This window comes from Pseudomyxococcus flavus, assembly GCF_050038885.1.
Classification (GTDB): Bacteria; Myxococcota; Myxococcia; order Myxococcales; family Myxococcaceae; genus Myxococcus; species Myxococcus flavus.
The window spans coordinates 4,974,440-4,996,367 of record NZ_CP143624.1 but is presented as its reverse complement, the minus strand read 5'-3'; the positions used below and the strand labels follow the sequence as shown (position 1 = coordinate 4,996,367).

Here is a 21,928-nt window from a genome sequence, read left to right as displayed (position 1 = left end):
CTCGCGCTACAGCACGGCCAGGTCGTCGCGGTGCACCGCCTCGTCCAGGTAGCGGTAGCCCAGCACCGCTTCGATGTCCGCGGTGTGCCGTCCGGCGATACGCCGCAGCTCGTTGGCGTCGTAGGCGGCCAGGCCCCGTGCGAACACGGCACCGTGCGCGTCCGCCAGGTCCACCGGGTCGCCCCGCCCGAAGTCCCCCTCGACGCCACGCACGCCGCTGGGCAGCAGGCTGCGCTTGCCGCCGACAATCGCCTCGCGGGCCCCCGCGTCCACCGTGAGGGTTCCCCGCGCGCGCAGGGCGTGCGCAATCCACGCGGCCCGGGCGCTGCGCCGACTGCCCATGGGCTCGAAGAGCGTGCCGACTTCTTCTCCTTCCAGCACCGCGCGCAGGCGGCCCGGGACGGCGCCGGACGTAATCACGCAGTGGATGCCGGACTCCGACGCGCGCGCGGCGGCCCGCACCTTGGTGCTCATGCCGCCCGTCCCCACCCCACTGGTGGTGCCCGTGGCCAGCGCCAGCACCTCGGGCGTCACCTGCATCACCGTGGCCAGCAGCTCCGCGTCCGGGTCGCGCCGCGGGTCTCCGGTGTAGAGCCCCTCGACGTCCGACAGCAGGACGAGCGCGTCGGCCTCCACCACGCCCGCCACCAGGCCGGCCAGCGTGTCGTTGTCACCGAACTTCAGCTCGTCCACGGAGACGGTGTCGTTCTCGTTGATGACGGGGATGACGCCCGCGGAGAGCAGGCGCTCCAGCGTGTGCTTCACGTTGAGGTACCGGCGGCGCTCCTGTACGTCCTCGTGCGTGAGCAGCACCTGGGCCACCGCCTTGCCACGCGCGGCGAAGGCCTCCTCGTAGGCCTGCATCAGTCGGCTCTGGCCCACCGCGGCGCACGCCTGCTTGCCTGGGATGTCGCGGGGGCGCGAGGGCAGGCCCAGCCGCTCCACCCCCAGGGCGATGGCCCCGCTGGACACCACCACCAGCTCCCGGCCCTGCGCGGCCCACAACAAATCCTGGCCCAGTGCATCGAAGTGGGTGCGGTTGAAGCGCCCGGTGGCGTGCGTCAGCGCGTTGGTGCCGATTTTCACCACCACGCGCCGGGCGGCGCGCAGGGCGGTGCGTCCAGTGGGAATCGAACTCACGGGGCGCCAGCGTAGGTCAGAAATGGAAGGCGCGCGCGTCCTGCGTGTTTTCCCTACGGTCGCAGTCGTAAAGTCGTACCCGAAAGCGGTGGGGGCCCCTGCCTCCGCCAGGAGAGCAAGGTTTGAAGGAAATCTACGGCAACACCCTGGGCCTCAAGTCGAGCGAGCAGCACCGGCTGCGCAACACCTTCCGCCGGCGGGTGTCTCCGCACGAAATCGTGTCGCCCGAGCTTGCACGGCACCTCACCGAGCTGTCGCGTGAGACGAACCGGCAGGTGGGTGTGCTCGTCAACCGGAAGGGCGAAATCGAGCACGTGGTGGTGGGCAACGCCCACAAGCTCGAGCTGCCCGACATTGGCCGCGCCCGCGCCGGACAGGTGCGTCTGCGCGGCCTCCGCCTGGTCCACACCCACCTGAAGAGCGAGCCGCTCACCAAGGACGACCTCACGGACCTCGCGCTGCTGCGCCTGGACTGCGTGGCGGCCATTGGCGTGGAGGACCAGGGCCTGCCCGGCGTCCTGCACTACGCCTACCTCGTCCCGGAGAACGGCACCGGCGAGTTCTGGCACGTCGACACCCTCCCCTCCGTCCACGTCGAGCAGCCGGACCTGCTGGCCACGCTGGGCGCGCTGGAGGAGGAGTTCAACCGCAAGGCGGCCTCGCGCAAGGTGGGCGGCCGGGAGAAGGCCATCCTCGTGGCGGTGTGCCTGGACGGCAACCGCGCGCGGGCCGAGTCCAGCCTGGAGGAACTGAAGGAGCTGGCGCGCACCGCGGGCGTGGAGGTCATCGACTCCGTGCTCCAGGTGAAGCGCGAGGCGGACCCGCGCTACCTCATCGGCCGCGGCAAGCTGGAGGAGCTCAACCTGCGCTCCATGCAGTCCATGGTGGACCTGCTCATCTTCGACAAGGACCTCTCACCGTCGCAGGGCCGGCACATCGGCGAGGCCACCAGCCTCAAGGTGCTGGACCGCACGCAGCTCATCCTCGACATCTTCGCGCAGCGCGCGCAGAGCGCCGAGGGCAAGCTCCAGGTGGAGCTGGCGCAGCTCAAGTACCGGCTGCCACGGCTGGTGCAGAGCGACGACTCGCTCAGCCGGCTCATGGGCGGCATCGGGGGCCGGGGCCCTGGCGAGACGAAGCTGGAAATCGACCGCCGCCGCGTGCGCGAGCGGATTACGCACCTGGAGAAGCGCATCGACGCGATTGGCCGCGAGCGCAGCGTGCGCCGGGCGCAGCGCAACCGGCGCGAGCTGCCCGTCATCTCCATTGTCGGCTACACCAACGCCGGCAAGTCCACGCTCCTCAACGCGATTACCAACGCCGAGGTGCTGGCGGAGAACAAGCTGTTCGCCACGCTGGACCCCACCAGCCGGCGGCTGCGCTTCCCGCAGGAGCGCGAGGTCATCATCACCGACACGGTGGGCTTCATCCGCGACCTGCCCAAGGACCTGGTGGCGGCCTTCCGCGCCACGCTGGAGGAGCTGTACGACGCCAGCCTCCTGCTGCACGTGGTGGACGCGGCGGACCCCGCCCGCGACGACCAGGTGGAGGCGGTGGAGAACATCCTCGAGTCCCTGGACCTGATGGAGAAGCCGCGCCTCATGGTGTGGAACAAGGCGGACCTGCTGCCGCCGGACGAGGTGGAGGCGCTGCTGCGCTCCCGGGGCGGCGTGGCCATCAGCGCCGCGACGCGCGAGGGCCTGGCGACGCTCTTGGCCAAGGCGGACACCACGCTGTTCGCCGAGGGCGCCACCGAGGCCATCGGCGCCGTCTGAGGCGGGCGGTTGCCCGGTGGGCACGGCTCCCCGTAGAGTCGGGGGGCCGTGTCGATTTCCACCCTCACGCCCCTTCCGCTGCTGCTGGCCCAGGCTGACTACGCGAAGCCTGTCTCCTCCCTGTCGCCGAAGTACTTCGAGCTGCTGGAGCAGAACAGCCACATCATCTACCCCGCGCTGGCGGTGCTGACGCTGGTCCTCATCGCCGCGGGCATCCTCCAGGCCTGGCGGACGCAGGACCTGGACGGCCTCCAGAAGAACGAGTTCAAGCGCGCCATCGTCAACGAGCTGCGCCGCAACATCAGCGGCATGCCCGGTGATTTGCTGGCCAAGGCCGTGGGGCTGGACCGCCTCAAGACGAACCGCCTGCTGGAGCAGATGCAGAACGAGGGGCTGGTGGTGAGCCACACCAACTCCCAGCGGCTCACCGTGTGGCGCGTGCGCGGCGCGGCCCCGGAGGCCAGCGCCCGGCGCTACTGAGGCGCTAGACGCCCGCCAGCTCCGACTTCGGCTGGCGCGTCATCAGGTCCACCACCGCCGTGCGGGCGCTCTTGCCCTCGTGGGCAATCAGGTACACCTGGTGGCAGATGGGCAGCTCCACGCCCGTCTTGAGCTCCAGGTCGCGCGCGCTGCGGGCCGTCTTCACGCCCTCGGCCACCTCCTTCATGTCCGCGAGGATGTCCGGCAGCTTGCGGCCCTTGCCCAGCTCCATGCCCACGTGGCGGTTGCGGCTCAGCTCGCCGGTGCACGTCAGCACCAGGTCGCCCATGCCGGACAGGCCGGAGAGCGTCAGCGGGTTGGCGCCCTTGCGCACCGCCAGGCGCGTAATCTCCGCCAGGCCGCGGGTGATGATGGCCGCCCGCGCGTTGTGGCCCATGCCCAGGCCGTCCGCCATGCCAGCGGCAATCGCGATGACGTTCTTCAGCGCGCCGCCGTACTGCACGCCCACCACGTCCGTGGACGTGTAGCTGCGGAAGGTCTCCGTCTGCAGCGCCTTCTGGCAGCGCAGCGCCACCTTGTCCCAGTGCGAGGCGATGGTCACCACCGTGGGCATGCGCCGCGCCAGCTCCTTGGCGAAGCTGGGGCCGGACAGCACCGCGAGGTACGGGTGGAACTCCTCGGGCAGGCAGTCCTCCAGGAGCTCCGTCATCGTCAGCAGCGTCTCGTTCTCGATGCCCTTGGACACCGTGACGATGGGCACGTGGCGCGGCAGGTACGCCTTCGCCTTGGCGACCACCTCGCGCGTGGCGTGGCTGGGCGTGGCCAGCACCACCAGCTCCGAGCCGGCGAGTGCCTCCTGGAGGTCGTTCGTCGCGCGCACGCGCTCCGAGATGGGGATGCCCTTCAGGTACGCGGGGTTCTCATGCTGGGTGTTGATGGCCTCCACGACGGAGGGCTCCCGGCCCCACAGGCGCACCTCCTCGCAGTTCACCGCGAGCACGTTCGCCAGGGCGGTACCGAAGGAGCCGGAGCCAATCACACTGCCACGCATGAGGACCTCGCTAGAAACCAGTGACGACGCCAAAGGTGATGACGGGCATGAAGCCCGCCTCGCCGGGACGGGTCCGGATGTCCCCGCCCAACGTCACAGCGTAGGACGTTTTCTCGCTCACGGGGACCTCCGCGCCCACCCGCACCGGGAAGGCGCTGGACAGCTCCACGTCGGGGGGCAGGCCGCCCAGCGGCATACCCTGGACGGGCTCGGTGTCCAGCGCGAGCAGGTAGCGCACGTCGAGGAACAAGCGCGGCGCCCGGGCTCCCGCGAGCCGGAAGTTGCCGACGACGCCAGGCAGCACGTTCCAGTTGCGGCGGCCGCTGATGTAGCGCGCGCCCCGGTCCTCCACGCTCGCGGAGCGCAGGAAGAAGGCGTGGCTCCCCTCCAGTGCCACGCCCACGCTCCAGCGGGCACCTCCATCGAACACCATCCACCGCGCGCCGAGCCGCAGCTCGTTCATCAGCCCGTACACGCTGTCCACGCCCACCAGCGCGTCGATGCGGCGCGTGAGCCCCACCGCGACCCGTGCGGACACGACGGGAAAGCCCAGGAACAGTCCCGCCGCCAGGCCACCCGCTCCCATCGTCCGTGCGCCCAGCAGGCTCACCCGATTGGGGATGGGCGGCGGTCGAATGACCGGTGGTGGCCGTGGCTCGGGCAAGGGGACCTCGTTCACCGGGACCAGCGGGGGCACCTCGGGGAGCCGGGGCAGCGCTGCCGCGTCATTCGACTCGGGCACGGAGGTGGCGCCCGGGAAGGCCTCCCACTCCGCATCGTTGGGAGTCTGGTTGCGTGGGGGCGCCTGGACCTCGGTCGGCCCTGCCTGCGATGCACCGCCGGGAGGCCCGGGATGCGTGGGAGCCGTGCCCTCGGTCGGCCCCGCCTGCACTGCACCGCCAAGAGGCTCCCTGCTCGCTCCCTCATGGGCCCCAGTCGGCCCGGCCTGAGCCCTCTTCGCTGCAAGATGACGCGCGACGGAAGACTCCAAAGCCCTCGTCGCCCCTGGCGCTGTGGAAGTGCCCTCCGGCGGGCGCGCCGGGGCAGCCCCTCCCAGGGCGAGCACGAGCAAGGACAGGGAGCAGGTGGAGACCATGGAAGCGAGCGGCAGCTTAGTCCAGCGGGCTCCGAAGACACGAGGCAAGCCCGCCTGCCCGGGCCCCTGCCTGGGGCTGCGTCCGGAAGCAGTCAGCCGTTGGTGGGAAACGTGGCCGCGTGAGGCATCCTCCGGTCTACCATCCGCGCCGCTTCAGCAAGCGCACAAGGGAGTCACACGGGATGAGGGCTGGAGGGCGCGCGGCACTGTTCATGGCACTGGCACTGGTGGGGTGCCGAAGCCGCTCCGCGGACGCGCCCGCGGTGGACGCGGGCAACACGACGCCGCCCGTCGAGCGCGCGGCCCTCCCCGACTGCGAGGTCCTGCTCCCGCCCGACGACCGCGAGCTGATGCTGCCCGGCTTCACCCTGAAGCAGGAGCAGGAGCGCACCTGCCCCACCTGCGGCCCGCTGTGCACCTTCCGCTCGGAGTCGGAGCCCGATGTCTCCGTGTCCATCGCCTGGGACTGCAATGCCCGCTATGCCCAGGCGGACGTCCACGCGCTGCTGGCCCCGACCCTCCAGGCCGGAGGCGTGGAAGTCCCCGCGCTCGGACGCGCGGCGGTGCGGCGTACGCCCGCGCAGGGCATGTCCCAGGTCCTCACGTGGGATGACGACACCGACTGCGCGCTCGTCGTCACGTGGCTGGGAGGCGAGATGGAGCGGGCCGTGGAAGTGGCACGCTCCGCGCTCATGTCCACCACGCCCGCCGCCCTCGACGCGGGCGCGGCCCACGGCCCGGATGCCGGCGAGCCGGACGCCCAATCCCCCGCGGGCGACGCGGGCACGCCCTGACGCGGGCGCCCCGGCCTCTCGTCTACAGCGTGAGCAGGTACTCCACGAGGTCGTCGACCTCCGCGTCGGACAGCTGCGCCGTGGCGCCGTGACGGTTCGTCTCACGCCCCTGCAGCAGGCGGTCCTTCAGCGAAGGCGCGCTGCCGTCATGCAGGTACGGCGCCGTGCGCGCCAGCCCGAGCAGCGAAGGCGTATTGAGCCCCTGCTTGCGCACCGCCGGGTCGTCCTGGAGCGGGCCCGACGTGACGAAGGTGCCCACGTCGGCCTGCGCGTTGTTGGTGAAGTGCGCGCCCTCGTGGCAGGCGTCGCACGCGGCCTTGCGGAACACCTCCGCGCCACGCGCCTGCGCCTCCGTGAGCACCTCGCGCTTGTGCGGATTGTCGGGCGCGGGCAGCACGTCGATGAAGTCCGACAGCTGCGCCACCATGACGCCGTCCAGCACCGTCCCGCCCATGCGCTCGCGGACCGTGGCGTCCAGGAAGTCCCGCATCGTGGAGAACTCGCCGCTCCAGTGGAACGGGCTGGTCTGCGTCATGGCGCGGCCCGCGAGGCTCGGCGTCTGCCGCGGCCCATCCGGGAAGCCCCACACATGGCCGTCCTCGCGACCGTCGGGGTGACAGCTGGCGCAGGACGCCCCCACGGAGGTGCTGGCCATGCGTGAGTCCAGCGCGCTGAAGAAGAGCTTGCGCCCCGCCACCTCCTGCGGCGCCAGCGTGTCCCCCGCGATGGGCAGCGGCGCCCCCTCCGTGCGCACGTTGGCCGTGTCGCTCGAGCCGTCGCTCACCAGCGTCGTCACGGTGTGGTCGAAGGCGTTGTAGACGTAGGCCCTGCGACCATCGCGCGTCATCGCGATGCCGGTGGGACCGGAGCCCACGCGCACCAGCTGGCGCACCGTGCTGCCCATGCTGGCGTCCAGGTCGGAGCCCGAGCGCCGCCCCGTGGGGATGATGGCGACGTTGTCCGTCTCCCGGTTCACCACGAAGGCCCAGAGCCCTGTCGGGTCCACCACCGCCGCCACCGGCCCCTGGATGGGGTGCGTCAGCTCCGGGCTGATGATGGTGGACGGCGGGAAGTCAGGGGGCAGGTCCGGCGGAGGCCGGCACTGGTCCAGGTCATCCACGCGAGGCGCGCCGGTCTCCGTGTCGAAGGTGGCCAGCCCCGGCGCCACCACGCCGCCGGTGTTGCACGGCCCACCGCCCCCGTAGAGCGAGCCGCCCGGGGGCGTGTTCGGCGTTCCCCCTGGAGACAGCGGGTCCTCCCGGGCCCACGTCAGCGTCGCCAGCGCGCGCTCACCATCGGGCGTCACCGCGATGCTCGTCATGCTCCGGGGATGGAAGCGCGGCGCCACTCCCGAGGACGGCGGCAGGGGCTCGAGCCCGGAAGGCGGCGCCATCACATCCACGCCGAGGTTGGCACGCGCATACAGGTCGGTCTTCTCACGCACCACGCGAGGCCGGTCCGCGTCCGTCAGGTCCACGGAGACCAGGTCGCCCTGACGGAAGCGCGTCACCAGCGCGCGCTTGCCGCCCTGCGCCAGCGCGATGCCTCGGGGCTCCTCCCCCACCGGCAGCTCCCAGCGCACCGCCAGCGAGCGCGTGTCCACGGCCATCAACGTGCCGTACCGCGTGGTCTCCAGCGAGGTGCTGTTGACGACGTACAGGGTGTCTCCCGAGGGAGCGACCACCAGCCCCACGGGCTCCACCCCCACCGCGATGCGCGCCGCCTCGTTCCAGTCGCCCCGGCGGATGACGGACACGCTGCGCGCCCCCCGGTTGGAGACGTAGATGGTGTCGTCCGGCCCCACCGCCACGCGCTCGGGCAACAGGCCCACCTTCACCTCGCCCACCTTCTCACGGCGCGCGGTGTCCACCACGGCGAGGACGCCGTTGTCCGAGTCCACCACGTAGAGGAAGGCGTCATCCCGGCTGAGCGCCACCGAGCCCGAGGCCTGGGTCCAGGTGGCCTGGACCTCGCGGTCTTCACATGCCGACAGCCCGAGCGCTGAAGCCAGCACCGCGGCCAGAACGTGCCGTCTCATGGAGGGGGTCCCTTCCTCGCGGCCACCCGTCCCGTCGGGCTCCGGGCGCCTGCGTCCTGAGCGGAGCTGAAGGCGGCCGGCCCACGTCGCACGCCTGCCCCGCGAGCGCGCATGCTTGCACCAGAATGCACCCGAAGTCGATGCCGTCCACACGCGGGAGACGGGTGGCGGACACTGTCCGTGGCACCGACGATGAAACGCCACGAGCGTGTAGCGCCGGGTAGGAGTAAAGGAGAAGGGCCGTGTCCCGCACTCCGCCACGCTTCCTCAACTTCCGGCGCACGTTCGCGCTGCTCATCGTCCTGGTGGTCCTGCCATCGGCGGGCCTGTCCGGCTTCGGCGTGGTGGCCATCATCAACGAGCGCGCGGCCGTGGAGAAACGGCTGGAGGCCGCCTGGCGCGGCACGCTCGAGTCGCTCTCCGAGGAGCTGCCTCGAATCCTCGCCTCGGCGAGCCTCGAGGTGCTGGACGGCCAGCTCCAGTTCGTGCTGCCCGATGGCCAGCGCGTCTCCGAGCCGGAAGGCGCCTTTCAGCTGGAAGACGGTCAGATTCGCACGCGCGACCCCCAGCTGACGGAAGCGCTCGCCACGGTACTGCCGGAAGCAGGTGGACTGCCCACCGCGCCCACCGTCTTCTCCCTCACGGCCGGTGGGCGCGCGGTGCTGGTGGCCGCGGAGCGGCGCGGCGGCGTGGTGCACGGCGTCCGGCTGTCCGTGCAGGCGCTGGAGGCCGAGCTGGCCGAGCGCGTGGACACCCGGTCCGTCACCAGCGAGCCGGTCCGCTTCGCGCTGCTGCCCGTGCCGCGCGACGCCTCCGAGGGCGGGTTGATGGGGCGCCTGGTGTCGGAGGTGGCGCAGGCGCGCGCGAGCGCGCTGGGCCCCACGGGGCTGGCCGAGCACGTGCTGCCCTCCCCCCTCCAGGACTTCCGGCTGGTGGTGCTCCCCACCGGCGAGGACCCGGTGGCCCGGGCCTCCACGCGCAACCGCGTGCTGTACGGCGTGCTGCTGGGCCTCTTCTACCTGACGCTCACCTTCGGCGTCGTCTACACCGGCCGCGCGCTCTACCGCGAGGCGCAGCTGTCGCGCATGAAGACGGACTTCGTCTCGCTGGTGAGCCACGAGCTGCGCACACCGCTCACGTCCATCCGAATGTTCATCGAGACACTCGCCCTGGGACGCCTGAAGGACCCGGCGCAGATGCAGGAGGTGCTCAACCTGCTGATGCGCGAGACGGAGCGGCTGTCCATCTTCGTCGAGCGCGTGCTGGACTGGGCCCGCATCGAGGGCGGGCGCAAGGTGTACCAGCGCGAAATCGTGCCGGTGCCGGAGCTGGTGAACGCCGCGGTGGAAGCCTTCCGCACCCAGCGCATGGAGGACGGCGTGGACCTGACGGTGGACGTGTCCGAGGGGCTGCCTGCCCTCGACGTGGACCGGGCCGCCGTCGCCGGCGCGCTGCTCAACCTGCTGCAGAATGCCTACAAGTACAGCGGACCGGACAACCGCCGCATCACCCTGCTGGCGCGCGGCGGAGGCAAGTGGGTGGACCTGTCAGTGGAGGACAATGGCGTGGGTATCGCGGCCAGGGAGCGCAAGCGCATCTTCGAGCGCTTCTATCGCGTGGACAACCTGCTGACGCGCAGGACGGAAGGCAGTGGGCTGGGGCTGGCCATTGCCCGGCGCATCATCGAAACCCACGGGGGCCGTATCTCCGTGCACAGCGAGCCCGGCAAGGGCAGCCGGTTCACCATCCACCTGCCGGCGGGGAAGGCATGAGCGACAAGACGCGGAGCATCCTGGTCGTGGAGGACGACCTGTCCATCCTCACCGGCCTGTCCATGAACCTGCGCTTCGAGGGCTACGAGGTGCTGCAGGCCCAGGACGGCCGCACCGGCCTGGCCCGCGCGCTGGACGACGCGCCGGACCTGGTGGTGCTGGACGTCATGCTGCCTGAGCTCAATGGCTTCGAGGTCCTCAAGGAGCTGCGCCAGCGCGGCCGGGACACGCCCGTCGTCGTGCTCTCCGCCAAGGGCATGGAGACGGACAAGATTCTGGGCCTCAACCTGGGCGCGGACGACTACGTGGTGAAGCCGTTCGGCCTCCAGGAGCTGCTGGCCCGCATCAAGGCCGTGCTGCGCCGGCGCTATCCGGCCGCGGGCTCGGGGTCGCCGCCGGTGACGTTCGGCGACGTGAGCGTGGACATGGCGGCCCGCACGGTGGCGCGCGCGGGGACGCCCGTGGAGCTCACCGCGCAGGAGTTCAAGCTGCTGGCGCACTTCCTCGCGCACCCGGGCCGCACCTTCACCCGCGAGGAGCTGCTGTCGGGCGCGTGGGGCTACCACTACGAGGGCAGCGCGCGCACCGTGGACAACTTCATGCGCCAGCTGCGCCTGAAGTTCGAGCCCGACCCGGAGGCCCCCCGCCACTTCCTCACCGTGCGCGGGCTGGGCTACCGCTTCGAGCGCTGAGGCTCAGGGCCCGGCGATGCCGATGTGGCGCGAGTCCTCCAAATCGAAGGGCTTGCCATCGAAGCGGCCGTAACGCTCGCGCGGCACGAGCCCCGCGGAGATGAGGGCCGCGTCCAGCTCCTCGGGCGAGAAGTGCCGCAGCTTCAGCCGGCGGATGGTGCTGGGCCCGCCCGGCTGCCGCCGCTCGCGCAGGTGGAGCGCGAAGAACGGGCGGCGGGGCTCCAGTCCGGCGCTGGGCGCCTCGTCATCCCGGGGGAGCACCGGCTCGCGGGGCGTGTTGAGCACGTCGTAGACGAAGGAGCCGTCCGGCGTGAGGTGGTGGCGCACCGTGGCCAGCAGCGCCTCCAGGTCATCCCGGCCCGGCATCAGCCCCAGCGCATGCTGGGGGGCGAGCACCAGGGGAAAGCGCTCGGGCAGGCGCAGCGAGCGGAGGTCCGCCACCAGGAAGCGCGCCCTGCTGGAGACGTCCGCGGGCTCCGAGGCGCGCCGCTCCTCCGCGGAGCGAATCATCACCTCCGAGGGGTCCACGCCCACCGCGGCGATGCCGTGCTCCGCCAGCGCCCACACCACCCGGCCATTCGCGGCGCCCAGCACCAGGACGGGCCCTCCGTGCTCGGCCGCCTGGCGTGTGTAGAAGACGAGGTCCGGCTCCTGACCGACAAGTGAAAGTGGCATCCGGCCCCGCGCGTCATGACCACCCATTCATGAAGGGAAGTAGCACGAATCCGACCCTGCCCGGGACAGGCACGTACGCACCCAGGGAAGCGGATTGCCCACACCGTGTCCTCCGCTCGACGGACAAGCCCATGCTCCCAGGCGAGACGTGCTGGCACCGTCCTTGCGAACGGCTGGGGATGAACACGACGGCCTACTTCGGGCCCGTGTGCTTTCCAGCAGGAGATGGTGACGAGATGAAGCGCGGATGGGGATGGGCGAGCGCGCTCTTCGTGGCGGGCGCGGTGTGGACAGCGGGCTGTGGCTCCGGAAGCGACTCGACAACGGGCCCCGAAGACCTGGGCACTCCGCCCACGGAATCCCCCGATGTCCCGGATGACGATGCCGGAACCCCCGACGCGGGGCCAGGCACCCCGGATGCGGGCCCGGGAATCCCGGATGGAGGCGAAGAGCCGGAGCCCGACGCGGGCGTTCCGGACTCAGGCACGCCGGACGATGGCGGCACGCCAGATGACGGCGGCACGCCGGATGACGGCGGCACGCCGGACGGGGGCCCCGTGGAAGTGCCGTTGCCCACGCCTTCCGCGGCGAACTGGGAGTTCTTCGGCCGTGAGGCCGGTGGCCCCCGCTTCATCTACGGCGTCACCGCCGACCAGGCCGGCAACGTCTGGGTAGCGGGCGGCGAAGAAGGGCTCTTTCTGATGAAGAAGGGTGAGCGCACCTTCCGCCGCTTCACCCTGGCGGACGGCCTGCGGCCCTACGGCTACATGCCGGACGGCAGCGCGCCTCCCGGGCCGAAGTACCTCAAGGTCATCTCCGTGGCGGGCGCGTGGAACGACACCGTCTTCGTGGGCTACGAGGGCATGCCGGGTGACGGCGCGCTCCACTGCGAGAACAACTGGGACAGCGATGTGCCGGACCCGGCCCGCTACAAGAGCGGCGACGCCGACCGCGTGACGCTGCGCGCGGACGGCACGCTCGACGTCGTGCACTACGACATCTCCTCGGGGCCGGGCGTCGTCGGCGACGAGCCCCAGGGCCGCGAGAAGCTCTGCAACATCTGGCGTATCGCCTACGACGCGAACACCAACAGCGTCTGGTTCGGCGCCAACCACGGCTTCGCCCGTGGTGACGCGGACTTCCCCGGCAATCCCACCTGCAACGGCCAGCTCCTCTGCTCGGGCGTGGAGGAGCACTCGCATCCCGGCATCAACGCGTACATCTACTCCGACCCGGCGGGCGACCGGGAGCGCTACGGCGAGGACCGGAGCCGGTGGAGCGTCCAGGGCGCGCTGCTCACGGACGCATACTGGGGACTGGGTGTGCGGCCGGACGGGGACGTCTGGGTCGGCGGCGCCAACCGGACGACGCGCTACTTCTACGGCAGCGTCGGGCGGGACTTCTGGGAGGGCCAGGAGCGCACCGAGTATCCGAACTACGCGTGGAACCGCATCGACATCTGGAAGGACGCGGTGGGCGAGGAGGTCTACTCCCGTCCGGAGCAGCGCACGGATGACGTCGTCTCCGGCATCGCCGTCGTGGGGTCCTCCGCGTGGGTGGGCTCCTTCGCCCACGGGCTCGCGGAGCTGAACGAAAGCGGCCAGGTGCTGCGCACGCTGAAGAGCGAGCTGGCCGCGCCGCACGTGGCCAGCGTCGCCGCGGACCCGGCCAATGGCAGCATCTGGACCGGCCATAGCTGGGGCGGCGGCCTCTCGCGTGTCCAGGGCGGCTCCGTCGTGCACTACGGGCTCTCCGTGTTCGGGCGTGAGCTGTCCACCATGCGCGTGCCGGACATCCAGGTGGACCGCTCCGGCCCGCGGCGCCGCATGCTGGTCGCCTTCCAGGGCGTCACGTTGAGCGACGGCACGGTGATGCCGGGCACCATCGGCATCTACACCGGGGATTGAGCGGTCCTTCGGGCGGAACCCGGGTGGCGGCCGGTCTTCTTCACGGAAGGCCGGCCGTCGACTGTTCGTATCGCGTGTCTACGTAAACCACGGATAGGTCCGGTTCGTGGGGAGCAGGAACCCCCAGCCCGCATCGATGACGATGGGCCCCTCGCCGGGCATTCCATAAACTTCCACTGGCACGTTGGTGACGCCTTCGTCGTAGGGGTACGCCATGCGCTTGTCCCCATGCCGCAGGTACACGTCCCTCAACACCACGCGGTGCCTCCGAAGGCAGAACAGCGTAGCCACGAAGCGAATGCGCTCGTCCTCTCCCGGCAGCACCTCGCGCTCCACCGTCATCAGCATCGGGGACCGCTCGTCGGCCTCTACGCTTTGCACGAGCCGGCGCGTGTAGCGAGGCGCAAGCCAGAAGCACAGCAGCCCGCCGACGCAACTGGGGACCCCCAAGAAGATGAGCAGCACACGGTACGCCAACTCACGCGGCCCGGCGTCGATGAACTGCTGCAGGGACGGTATTCCAGCCAGCACCGCGACCAGTCCCAGGACCCCGAAGATCGCCCCCATCCGGCGGGTCGACGACAGGTCCTGTCGCAACGCGGCAATCAGCGCATCACGGTTCAACTGCGCAGTCCTCGTCAGGGAACTCGCGTTCGACATCGTGCCGGCCTCCGGACTCGATGCCCAGCGTCCTAAGCCGTCACGTACATCACCGATAGCTCACATCGAGCGTTCCGGGCGCTTTCAAGGCGGTGGACAGGCACGCTGCCGGTCTCCGTCGACCGCGGGCCACCTCGCGAGGAGGCCTGGAGCCACTCCAGACCAGCCCCCACAGCCAGCCCCGGCCCCTGTCCACGCACGGCCGGCCGCTGGGCGGGCATCGTCCCGTGGGACAGGAAGTCACCACCGGGCGCGAAGCCGTCTAGAATCCCCGCCGGTCATGCCCGCTCTTCCCCCCGCCCCCATCCCTTCGCACACCGTCATCGGCGCACGGACGCAAGGGGAGCGGCTCTCCGCGCAGCTCTTCCACCTCGTCCTGCTGGACACGGAGCGCGCCGGCACCGTCTTCCCCCTGGCCAACGACGCCCTGCGCGTGGGCAAGGCCCCGGACAACGACGTCGTCATCGACCACCCCACCGTGAGCCGCAACCACCTGGTGGTGCGCCGCCAGGGGGACCGCTTCCTCGTCCAGGACCTGGGCTCCACCAACGGCACCTTCCTCGACGGCGCCCAGGTGCGCGAGGCCTTCCTCCGCCCCGGCGCCCTGCTGGAGGTCGGCGACGTCCGGCTGCGCTTCAGCCCCCAGGTCTCCCCCGTGCAGGTGGAGCCCATCCTCGAGGACCGCCTGGGCGACCTCGTGGGCCGCAGCCTGCCCATGCGGCAGATTTTCGCGCTGCTCCAGCGCATCGCCCCCACCGACTCCACCGTGCTGCTGGTGGGCGAGACGGGCTCTGGCAAGGGCGCCGCCGCCAAGGCCATCCACAAGCTCAGCCCCCGCGCGACCGGGCCGCTCGTCGTCTTCGACTGCGCCAGCGTGTCCGACTCCCTCATCGAGAGCGAGCTGTTCGGCCACGAGAAGGGCGCCTTCACCGGCGCGGTGAGCCAGCGCATCGGCTGCCTGGAGCGCGCCAACGGCGGCACCCTCTTCCTGGACGAAATCGACGACCTCGCCCTGGACCTCCAGCCCAAGCTGCTGCGCGCCATCGAGGACCGGGAGTTCCGCCGGCTCGGCGCCTCGTCACCCATCTCCTTCGACGCGCGCATCATCGTGGCCAGCAAGAAGGACCTGTGGGCGGAGACGCAGGCGGGCCGCTTCCGCGAGGACCTCTACTTCCGCCTCTCCGTCTTCACCGTCAGCCTGCCCTCTCTGCGGGACCGCAAGGAGGACATCCCCCTGCTGGTGGATGCCTTCGCGGGCGAGGGCCTGTGGCCGCGGCTGCCGGAGAAGATTCGCGAGCAGTTCACCGGACACACCTGGCCGGGCAACGTGCGTGAGCTGCGCAACGCCCTGGAGCGCGCCCGCCACATGGTGGACATTCCCGAGCTGGCCGGGGACACCCTGCTGCGCGAATTCACCCGGGAGGCCCCCGCCGCCGCGGGAGACTCCCTCCCGGTGGAGTTCACCGGGCCCTTCAAGGTCTGCAAGGACGAGCTCATCCGTGCCTTCGAGCGCGAGTACCTCACCCGGCTCCTGGGCCGCGCCAAGGGCAACATCGCCCGCGCCGCGCGCGAGGCCGAGCTGGACCGCAAGCACCTGTACTCGCTGCTCCACAAGTACGGGCTCGTTCAGAGCGAAACGGACTGAGCCGCCCGCAACATTCGGGTGAACTGGACTGGCAAACAGCGGACGGAGTGTGGAACCGGCTCGTGACAGCGGTGCGGGCCGTGGCATGTTCACGGCGCACATCGGAGTCAAGCCTCCCCCCACTTAGGAGACGTCCACCATGAAGCGTCCGTCCCCCTGGCTCGCCATCGCGTTCGCCGGTTTCATGTCCCTGCACGCGACCGGCTGCTTCGGTCAGTTCAAGCTCACGCAGAAAATCTGGAACTTCAACAAGAACATCTCCGGCAACAAGTTCGTGCAGTGGCTGATGTTCCTCGTGTTGACCATCATCCCCGTCTACGGCCTGGGCGTGTTCATCGACTCGATTGTCATCAACAGCATCGAGTTCTGGACGGGCAGCAACCCGGTCGCCAGCGCTGACGGCCAGCCGGAGACCACCCGCATCGTCAAGCTGAGCCCCACCGACACCCTGCGCCTGTCGCGCGACGTGGAGACCGGCGTCATGCGCATGGAGCTGGAGCGCGAGGGCCACGAGACGATGGTCCGCTACTTCGAGCCGCTCGAGGACGGCATGGTCGTCCGTGACGACGCGGGCGCGATGCTCATCCAGGCCCAGGAGGCGGCGGATGGCGCGGTGGCCGTGACGGACGCCGCCGGTACCACGCTGACGGTCCACGCCCGTGACGCGCTGGCCGTGGCCCGCCGCGTGTACGAGGAGGGCGGCGCCCAGGCCCTCGCGCAGCACACCGTGGCCCAGGCCTCCGTGAGCCAGGGGCTCGCCTGCGTGGCGCAGTAGCCCCTGCCGCCGTAACTCGTTCGGAAATGTCGGGGCCTTCGCGGCACCAGGCCCCCGACATTTCCGAACAGCGCCCCGCCCGGCGCGCTCCGCGCCCTCCCCTATTCGGGAGGCGTGCCCGCGTCGGGAGGGACGCCCCCGTCGAGCAGCTCACCCGGCTCCGGGCCGAAGCTCGCGTCCTGCGCCACCACGGAGAAGGTCCCCTCCAGGTTGCGGCCGGCGCCATAGCCGTCGCCCCGGCTGAAGGACATGGAGAAGTCCCCGCGCGTGGACTCGCCCGGGTTGCCTCCGGACTCCAGCTTCAGGTCGCCCTTGTGCACCGGGCCGAAGACGCGCACCGGCTCGCCCGCGGCGAGGTGCACCACGGTGGCCCGGGCCTGCCCCGAGGGCGTGGTGCCCGCGAGGTCCACCTTCGCGCCGGGACGGAGGTCCAGGCCCTCGGTGGACACGGTGAGGCGAACGACCAGGTCCACGTCCAGGTCGTTGTTCCGGTAATAGCTGACCTGGAAGGCCTCCGCGTTGCGCAGCACCTCCACGCGGGACACCTCCAGCGGGAAGAGCTCGGACACGCTGCCGCCCAGCGAATTATCCGCGAGGCCGCACCCGGCCAGCCCCGCTCCGGAGACCACGGCGGCCAACCCCACGGCGGCGAGTATCCGGAACGCGCGTGTCATCGCTCCACCGCGAGCTTCAGCACGCCCTTGTCCTGCGCCACCACCGGCGCGCGGTACAGCACGACGCGCTTGCCGTTGGACAGGTAGGCCAGCTTCGGCGACCAGCCGCCGCCCGCGTCCACCAGCGTCTCCCGCCAGTTGCCTGCGATGCGCTGCGAGATGACCAGCGCGTCGTCGTTGGGGTTGCAGCTGGTGTCGTTGCGGCTGGGCTCCTGCGCGCAGATGTAGAAGGCGATGGCCGGCTCGTGGTGCACGGGGTCGAAGGCCAGCGACGGATACCAGCCGCCCGTTCCGTTGTTGAACACGGGGTCCGGCATGGACCAGTCCCGCTCGGACGTGCAGGACGTCTCGGAGGCGTCAGCGCATTCCGTGTACGTCAGCGTGTTCGAGCTCCTGTTCAGCACGGCGATGCCGAACCCCTCGACCGGGTCATGCGCGAGCGAAGCCCCGAGCTGCGTGTTGGGAACGGCCTGCACGCGTACCGGCGGCGTCCAGGTGAGTCCGTCCGCGTTGCGCCGCTGGAAGTGCACATCCGTGCCGGTGGCCTGTGCGGCTTCTGGCGCCTTGTCGTGAACCAAGGCTGGCTGGGCCCCCGCCATCACCATGGAAATGTGGCCACCGTAGCCCAGCTTGTTGTCACCGGAAGACACCGCGACCCGGCGCTGCCAGTTCGTGGGACCGCCGCTGGCAACCTCCAGGTCACTGGGCCCAAAGTCCTGGTTTTGGAAGTTCCCGCTGTGAGCATCCCGGTAAGCGACGATCGCCTCGCTCCCGTTGAACACGATGGCGGGATTGAGGCCCACGAGGAAGCCGACGTCCGTCGTGGGATTGACGGGCTGCGCCTCATTCGATTGCCGCACGACGATGCGCTCCGTCCACGCGCCGGAGGCGCTGCGATAGGACACCGCCAGGTCACTCTGGAACCAGAACGAGGAAGGATCTTCCCGGTCACCGCCCAGGTACGTCACCACCGGCTGGCCATCCGGCCCGAAGGCAACGGACACACCATACACACGCTGCACGGTGGCGATGCGCTCCGCGGCGCCGAGTTGCCCGCCGTTGAACTCGCGGTACATCAGGTCCATGTTCTCCACGTTCTCCCGCATCGTCCCCGTGCGGACGAAGTACACCATGCCGATGCGGTCCTCGGGGCCCACGGCCATGGCGATGGAGGAGATGGGGTCGAACTGGCCTTCGCTCGAATCCACCACGAACTTCGCGAAGGGCGAGGTGTCGATCGGACCGCCGTCAGGGTTACCACCCGCGTCAGGGGGCGTCGGGTTGCTGTCCTTGCCACATCCCAGCGCGAGCACCAGGCCCAGCGCCCAGGCATGCCGTTTCATGTGCCACTCCTCGTGTGTTGTCGGCCCTGCACGTCGTGGCGGCATCCTACGCCAGCGGCGCGCGGTGGGGAGCGGCCGAGCATGTTTCATGAAGCCAGCGCGAAGCGACCACGTGCGCTAGGCTCTCGCACCGTATGGCACGCGCGCGTTCCAGTCGGGGGCGCCTGTCCCGGCGTTCCCTCATCCAAAGGCTGACCTTCCTGGGCGGGGGCGTGGTGTTGCTCGGCCCCGCCTGCAAGCGCTCCTCCGAGCCGAAGGAGAAGCCACCCGCGGCGGACACCGGCCCGCGGGCCGCGAAGCAGGGCCACCAGGCGCCGCGCACCTTCTCCGCCTTCGAGTACGCGGTGGTGGCCGCCGCCACCGAGCGCATTCTCCCGCGCGACGAGGACCCGGGTGCCCTGGACGCGGACGTGCCCGTCTACATCGACCGCATCCTCCAGACACCCGAGCTGGAGCCGGTGCGCGAGGACTTCCTCTCCGGCGTGGCGGCCCTGGAGCGCCGCGCCCAGCGCATGCACCAGAAGGGCTTCGCCGCCCTGTCGGCCGAGCAGCAGGACGCGCTGCTCACCCTCTTCAAGGACAGCCCGCCCCGCAGCGGCGAGGCGCACTTCTTCGAGCTGCTCACGGTGATGACGCTGGAGGGCTTCCTCGGGGACCCGTCCTATGGCGGCAACAAGGACAAGGTGGGCTGGCGGCTGATGGGCTTCGACACGGTGGGCACCGTGGCCTCGGCGCCGCCCGAAGGGTACGACGGGCCGAAGTGCCTGCGTGAGTGCGGAGCGCACCGGTGAGCCTGCCCGAGGTGGACATCTGCATCATCGGCAGCGGCGCGGGCGGCGCGCCCATGGCGCTGGAGCTGGGCCGCGCGGGCTTCAAGGTGGTGGTGCTCGAGAAGGGCCCGCACTACCAGCCCCAGGACTTCATCCACGACGAAATCCTGAACAGCCGCCGGAACTTCTTCATGCCGGTGCCGTGGGAGGAGCCCCACCTGCTGCGCCAGGGCGGGACGGGCCGCTACGAGAAGACGAACGCGGCGTGGACGGCCAACTGCGTGGGCGGCGGCACCGTCCACATGAGCGGCTTCTTCTACCGGCTCAAGCCGGTGGACTTCCGGCTGCGCTCCACGCTGGGCGCGGTGCCGGGCAGCACCGTGGCGGACTGGCCCATCTCCTACGAGGAGCTGGCGCCCTACTACGACAAGGCCGAGGCGGAGCTGGGCGTGTCCGGCGAGTCCGTCCCCCACCCCTTCGCCGAGCCGCGCAGCCGGCCCTACCCGCTGCCGCCGCTGGACGTGCACCCCGTCGCGAAGGAAATCGACAAGGCCTGCGGCGCCCTGGGCTGGCACGCGCTGCCCACCGCGCGCGGCATCCTCAGCAAGCCCTACCGGGGCCGCGCGCCGTGCGCGTACTGCGCGCTGTGCGGCAGCTATGGCTGCGAGACGGGCGCGAAGAGCGGTACGAATGCCAGCCTCATCCCCGCGGCCCTGGCCACCGGCAACGTGGACCTGCGCCCCGGCTGCATGGCGCGCACGGTGGAGGTGGACAAGCAGGGCCGCGCGCGGAGCGTCGTGTACCTCGACGCGGACGGCGTGGCGCGCGAGCAGCCCGCGAAGGTCATCGTCGTCTCCTGCACCGCCGTGGAGAGCGCGCGCCTGCTGCTCAACTCCACCTCCAGCCGCTTCCCGCGAGGGCTGGCCAACGGCAGCGGGCTGGTGGGGCGCAACCTCACCTTCAGCTCCTTCGGTGAGGCGTACGCCACCTTCCGCCTGTCCAAGCAGGCCGCCGCGCGGCCCTGGCTCAAGGACCCGTCCCCCTTCGTCAACCGCAGCCTCCAGGACTTCTACCTGCTGCCGGATGCCCGGCATGGCTTCCGCAAGGGCGGCACGCTGGGCTTCATGTGGGCCCACCCCAATCCCATCCACGCGGCGGTGGGGCTGGCGGGCAAGGGCGAGAAGGCCGTCTTCGGCAAGGCGCTGAAGGAGCGGATGCGGGCGTACCGCGACTCACGCATCCTCCAGTTCGAGGTGTACGCGGAGTTCCTTCCCACCGCGGGCACCTACGTCAGCGTGGAGAGCCGGGTGAAGGACCGGTACGGCATCCCCGTGGCGGCCATCACCGTGGACCGGCACCCCATGGACCTGGCGGCCACGCGCTTCCTGGTGGAGCGCGGCGAGGAGGTCCTCCGGCGCCTGGCCCCGGACGACGTCCGGCGCGGCACCACCCGCGGCGAGACGTTCATCCTCCAGCACGGCACCTGCCGCTTCGGTGACGACGCGGCGACGTCGGTGCTGGACCGGAACTGCCGCGCCCACGAGGTGCCCAACCTCTACGTGGTGGACGGCAGCTTCATGCCCACCGGCGGCAGCGTACCCTCCACGCTCACCATCACCGCCAACAGCTTCCGCGTGGCGGACCACCTGGTGCGCAAGCTCCAGGGCTGACGGCTAGCGATTGCGCAGCGGCACCACGTCCACCTTGATGAGGTAGCGCGCCTGCATGTCGGACTCGACCTCGATGAGGTGGTCTCCCACGCCGGTGAGCTCCGCCTCCTCGGTGAAGGCCCCCTGCCGCTCCATCGTATCGAGCACGGCGCGGCCCTCCGTCGCACGGCGGATGCGCGCCCGGCAGCCTTCCTCGTGAAACTGCACCACCGTCTCCCGGCCCGCCGCGGTGGCGTCTTCCAGGAAGACGCTCACCTTGACGGTGGAGGCCTCCTTCAACTGGACGATGAATTGCTGCCGTCCCGGGAAGCGACCTTCCGAATAACTTTCCGGACCGAGAATACAGCCCGCCACCCGGTCGCAGACGGGCCAGGCCGCGCCGCATGCATCCTTCACACGTGCGCCGATGAAGTCCTCGCGCGTGCCGTCGCAGCCCCCCACCAGCGACGCCAACAACAACACCGCGGCCGCCTGGGCCTTGCGACCAAACACTGTTACAACCGGCGTCATCTTCAGACCCTCATGCGAGGAGTGGATGTCCATGCATCTGCGTACCCGTTGGCTCCCCATCATCTTCTTCGCCCTGGCTGGCTGTGGAAACGAGACGGAGCTTCCCCAAGCGCCCACCCTCTTCGTCGACCGTGAAGCCCTGACGTTCAACCGCGAGTTCGAGCGCGGAACCTACGTCGGGCAGACGGCCTTCAACTCGCTCGCCATCCAGAACCGCGGCCTGGACCCGCTGGACATCACCGCCATCACCCTGTCCGCGCCGCGCGAGTTCACCCTCCAGTTCCCCGAGGGCTTCTCGCCCGGCACGCCGCTCCGGCTGGAGACGTACGACCGCGCCTTCCTCGAGGTGGCGTTCCGGCCCACGGACGACACGGAGTACAGCGGCACGCTTACCATCGAGTCCAATGCCGGCAACGGCGCCCAGAAGGTCATCACCCTCAACGGCCTGGGGGTCGCGCCCTGAGGCCGTGACGGGCCACCAGGCCGCAGGCGGGAGCCCG

General features: G+C 70.6%; 20 protein-coding genes. 11 read left to right on the top strand and 9 right to left on the bottom strand.

Going from position 1 to position 21,928, the window contains the following annotated elements; translation table 11 throughout:
• Positions 1–6: 6 nt before the first annotated feature.
• Complete coding sequence (gene proB / locus VZL07_RS20905; RefSeq protein ID WP_426749347.1) at positions 7–1,140, bottom strand: glutamate 5-kinase; 1,134 nt, start codon at positions 1,138–1,140, stop codon at positions 7–9.
• Positions 1,141–1,262: 122 nt separating this feature from the next.
• Between proB and hflX the strand changes: the two genes are divergently transcribed.
• Positions 1,263–2,915 (top strand): GTPase HflX, encoded by a 1,653-nt coding sequence (gene hflX, locus VZL07_RS20900; RefSeq protein WP_426749346.1) that lies wholly within the window; start codon positions 1,263–1,265, stop codon positions 2,913–2,915.
• 48 nt (positions 2,916–2,963) lie between these two features.
• Positions 2,964–3,395 (top strand): hypothetical protein, encoded by a 432-nt coding sequence (locus VZL07_RS20895; protein WP_426749345.1) that lies wholly within the window; start codon positions 2,964–2,966, stop codon positions 3,393–3,395.
• Between the two features lie 4 nt (positions 3,396–3,399).
• Here the strand turns inward: VZL07_RS20895 and VZL07_RS20890 are convergent, their stop codons facing one another.
• Positions 3,400–4,407: an NAD(P)H-dependent glycerol-3-phosphate dehydrogenase gene (locus VZL07_RS20890; RefSeq protein ID WP_426749344.1), complete on the bottom strand. Its 1,008-nt coding sequence runs from the start codon at positions 4,405–4,407 to the stop codon at positions 3,400–3,402.
• 10 nt (positions 4,408–4,417) lie between these two features.
• Entirely contained in the window at positions 4,418–5,299 is an 882-nt protein-coding gene (locus tag VZL07_RS20885; RefSeq protein ID WP_426749343.1) for a hypothetical protein, read from the bottom strand.
• Between the two features lie 386 nt (positions 5,300–5,685).
• Between VZL07_RS20885 and VZL07_RS20880 the strand changes: the two genes are divergently transcribed.
• On the top strand, positions 5,686–6,297 hold the full coding sequence (locus VZL07_RS20880; protein WP_426749342.1) for a hypothetical protein: 612 nt from the start codon (positions 5,686–5,688) through the stop codon (positions 6,295–6,297).
• A gap of 22 nt (positions 6,298–6,319) precedes the next feature.
• On the opposite strand, the gene VZL07_RS20875 is transcribed toward VZL07_RS20880, so the two are convergent.
• Positions 6,320–8,335 (bottom strand): c-type cytochrome, encoded by a 2,016-nt coding sequence (locus VZL07_RS20875; RefSeq protein ID WP_426749341.1) that lies wholly within the window; start codon positions 8,333–8,335, stop codon positions 6,320–6,322.
• Between the two features lie 242 nt (positions 8,336–8,577).
• Between VZL07_RS20875 and VZL07_RS20870 the strand changes: the two genes are divergently transcribed.
• Positions 8,578–10,107 (top strand): sensor histidine kinase, encoded by a 1,530-nt coding sequence (locus VZL07_RS20870; RefSeq protein ID WP_426749340.1) that lies wholly within the window; start codon positions 8,578–8,580, stop codon positions 10,105–10,107.
• The gene (locus VZL07_RS20865) at positions 10,104–10,799 is read left to right on the top strand and encodes a response regulator transcription factor (RefSeq protein WP_426749338.1); all 696 of its coding nucleotides are present in this window, start codon (positions 10,104–10,106) and stop codon (positions 10,797–10,799) included. Before VZL07_RS20870 ends, VZL07_RS20865 begins: the two co-directional genes overlap by 4 nt.
• A 3-nt stretch (positions 10,800–10,802) precedes the next feature.
• Here VZL07_RS20865 and VZL07_RS20860 read toward each other — a convergent pair whose 3' ends face one another.
• Complete coding sequence (locus VZL07_RS20860; protein ID WP_426749337.1) at positions 10,803–11,474, bottom strand: class I SAM-dependent methyltransferase; 672 nt, start codon at positions 11,472–11,474, stop codon at positions 10,803–10,805.
• A gap of 236 nt (positions 11,475–11,710) precedes the next feature.
• Here VZL07_RS20860 and VZL07_RS20855 point away from each other — a divergent pair, with 236 nt between their 5' ends.
• Positions 11,711–13,381, top strand: coding sequence for a hypothetical protein (locus VZL07_RS20855; protein WP_426749335.1), 1,671 nt, complete (start codon positions 11,711–11,713; stop codon positions 13,379–13,381).
• A 78-nt stretch (positions 13,382–13,459) separates the two neighbouring features.
• On the opposite strand, the gene VZL07_RS20850 is transcribed toward VZL07_RS20855, so the two are convergent.
• On the bottom strand, positions 13,460–14,041 hold the full coding sequence (locus tag VZL07_RS20850) for a hypothetical protein (protein ID WP_426749333.1): 582 nt from the start codon (positions 14,039–14,041) through the stop codon (positions 13,460–13,462).
• Between the two features lie 280 nt (positions 14,042–14,321).
• Between VZL07_RS20850 and VZL07_RS20845 the strand changes: the two genes are divergently transcribed.
• Positions 14,322–15,686 (top strand): sigma 54-interacting transcriptional regulator, encoded by a 1,365-nt coding sequence (locus VZL07_RS20845; RefSeq protein WP_426749332.1) that lies wholly within the window; start codon positions 14,322–14,324, stop codon positions 15,684–15,686.
• Between the two features lie 139 nt (positions 15,687–15,825).
• Entirely contained in the window at positions 15,826–16,461 is a 636-nt protein-coding gene (locus VZL07_RS20840; protein ID WP_426749331.1) for a DUF3332 domain-containing protein, read from the top strand.
• 101 nt (positions 16,462–16,562) lie between these two features.
• On the opposite strand, the gene VZL07_RS20835 is transcribed toward VZL07_RS20840, so the two are convergent.
• Together VZL07_RS20835 and VZL07_RS20830 are read right to left on the bottom strand one after the other, a co-directional pair.
• Positions 16,563–17,135 carry a hypothetical protein gene (locus VZL07_RS20835; RefSeq protein ID WP_426749330.1) on the bottom strand — a complete coding sequence of 191 codons (573 nt, stop codon included), beginning with the start codon at positions 17,133–17,135 and terminating at the stop codon, positions 16,563–16,565.
• Positions 17,132–18,478, bottom strand: a complete 1,347-nt coding sequence (locus tag VZL07_RS20830; protein WP_426749329.1) for a hypothetical protein — start codon at positions 18,476–18,478, stop codon at positions 17,132–17,134. Before VZL07_RS20830 ends, VZL07_RS20835 begins: the two co-directional genes overlap by 4 nt.
• A gap of 134 nt (positions 18,479–18,612) precedes the next feature.
• Here VZL07_RS20830 and VZL07_RS20825 point away from each other — a divergent pair, with 134 nt between their 5' ends.
• Complete coding sequence (locus VZL07_RS20825) at positions 18,613–19,269, top strand: gluconate 2-dehydrogenase subunit 3 family protein (RefSeq protein ID WP_426749327.1); 657 nt, start codon at positions 18,613–18,615, stop codon at positions 19,267–19,269.
• Entirely contained in the window at positions 19,266–20,918 is a 1,653-nt protein-coding gene (locus VZL07_RS20820; RefSeq protein WP_426749326.1) for a GMC family oxidoreductase, read from the top strand. Before VZL07_RS20825 ends, VZL07_RS20820 begins: the two co-directional genes overlap by 4 nt.
• Positions 20,919–20,921: 3 nt before the next feature.
• On the opposite strand, the gene VZL07_RS20815 is transcribed toward VZL07_RS20820, so the two are convergent.
• Entirely contained in the window at positions 20,922–21,428 is a 507-nt protein-coding gene (locus VZL07_RS20815; protein WP_426749325.1) for a hypothetical protein, read from the bottom strand.
• 31 nt (positions 21,429–21,459) lie between these two features.
• Between VZL07_RS20815 and VZL07_RS20810 the strand changes: the two genes are divergently transcribed.
• Positions 21,460–21,891: a hypothetical protein gene (locus tag VZL07_RS20810; protein WP_426749324.1), complete on the top strand. Its 432-nt coding sequence runs from the start codon at positions 21,460–21,462 to the stop codon at positions 21,889–21,891.
• Positions 21,892–21,928: the final 37 nt, after the last annotated feature.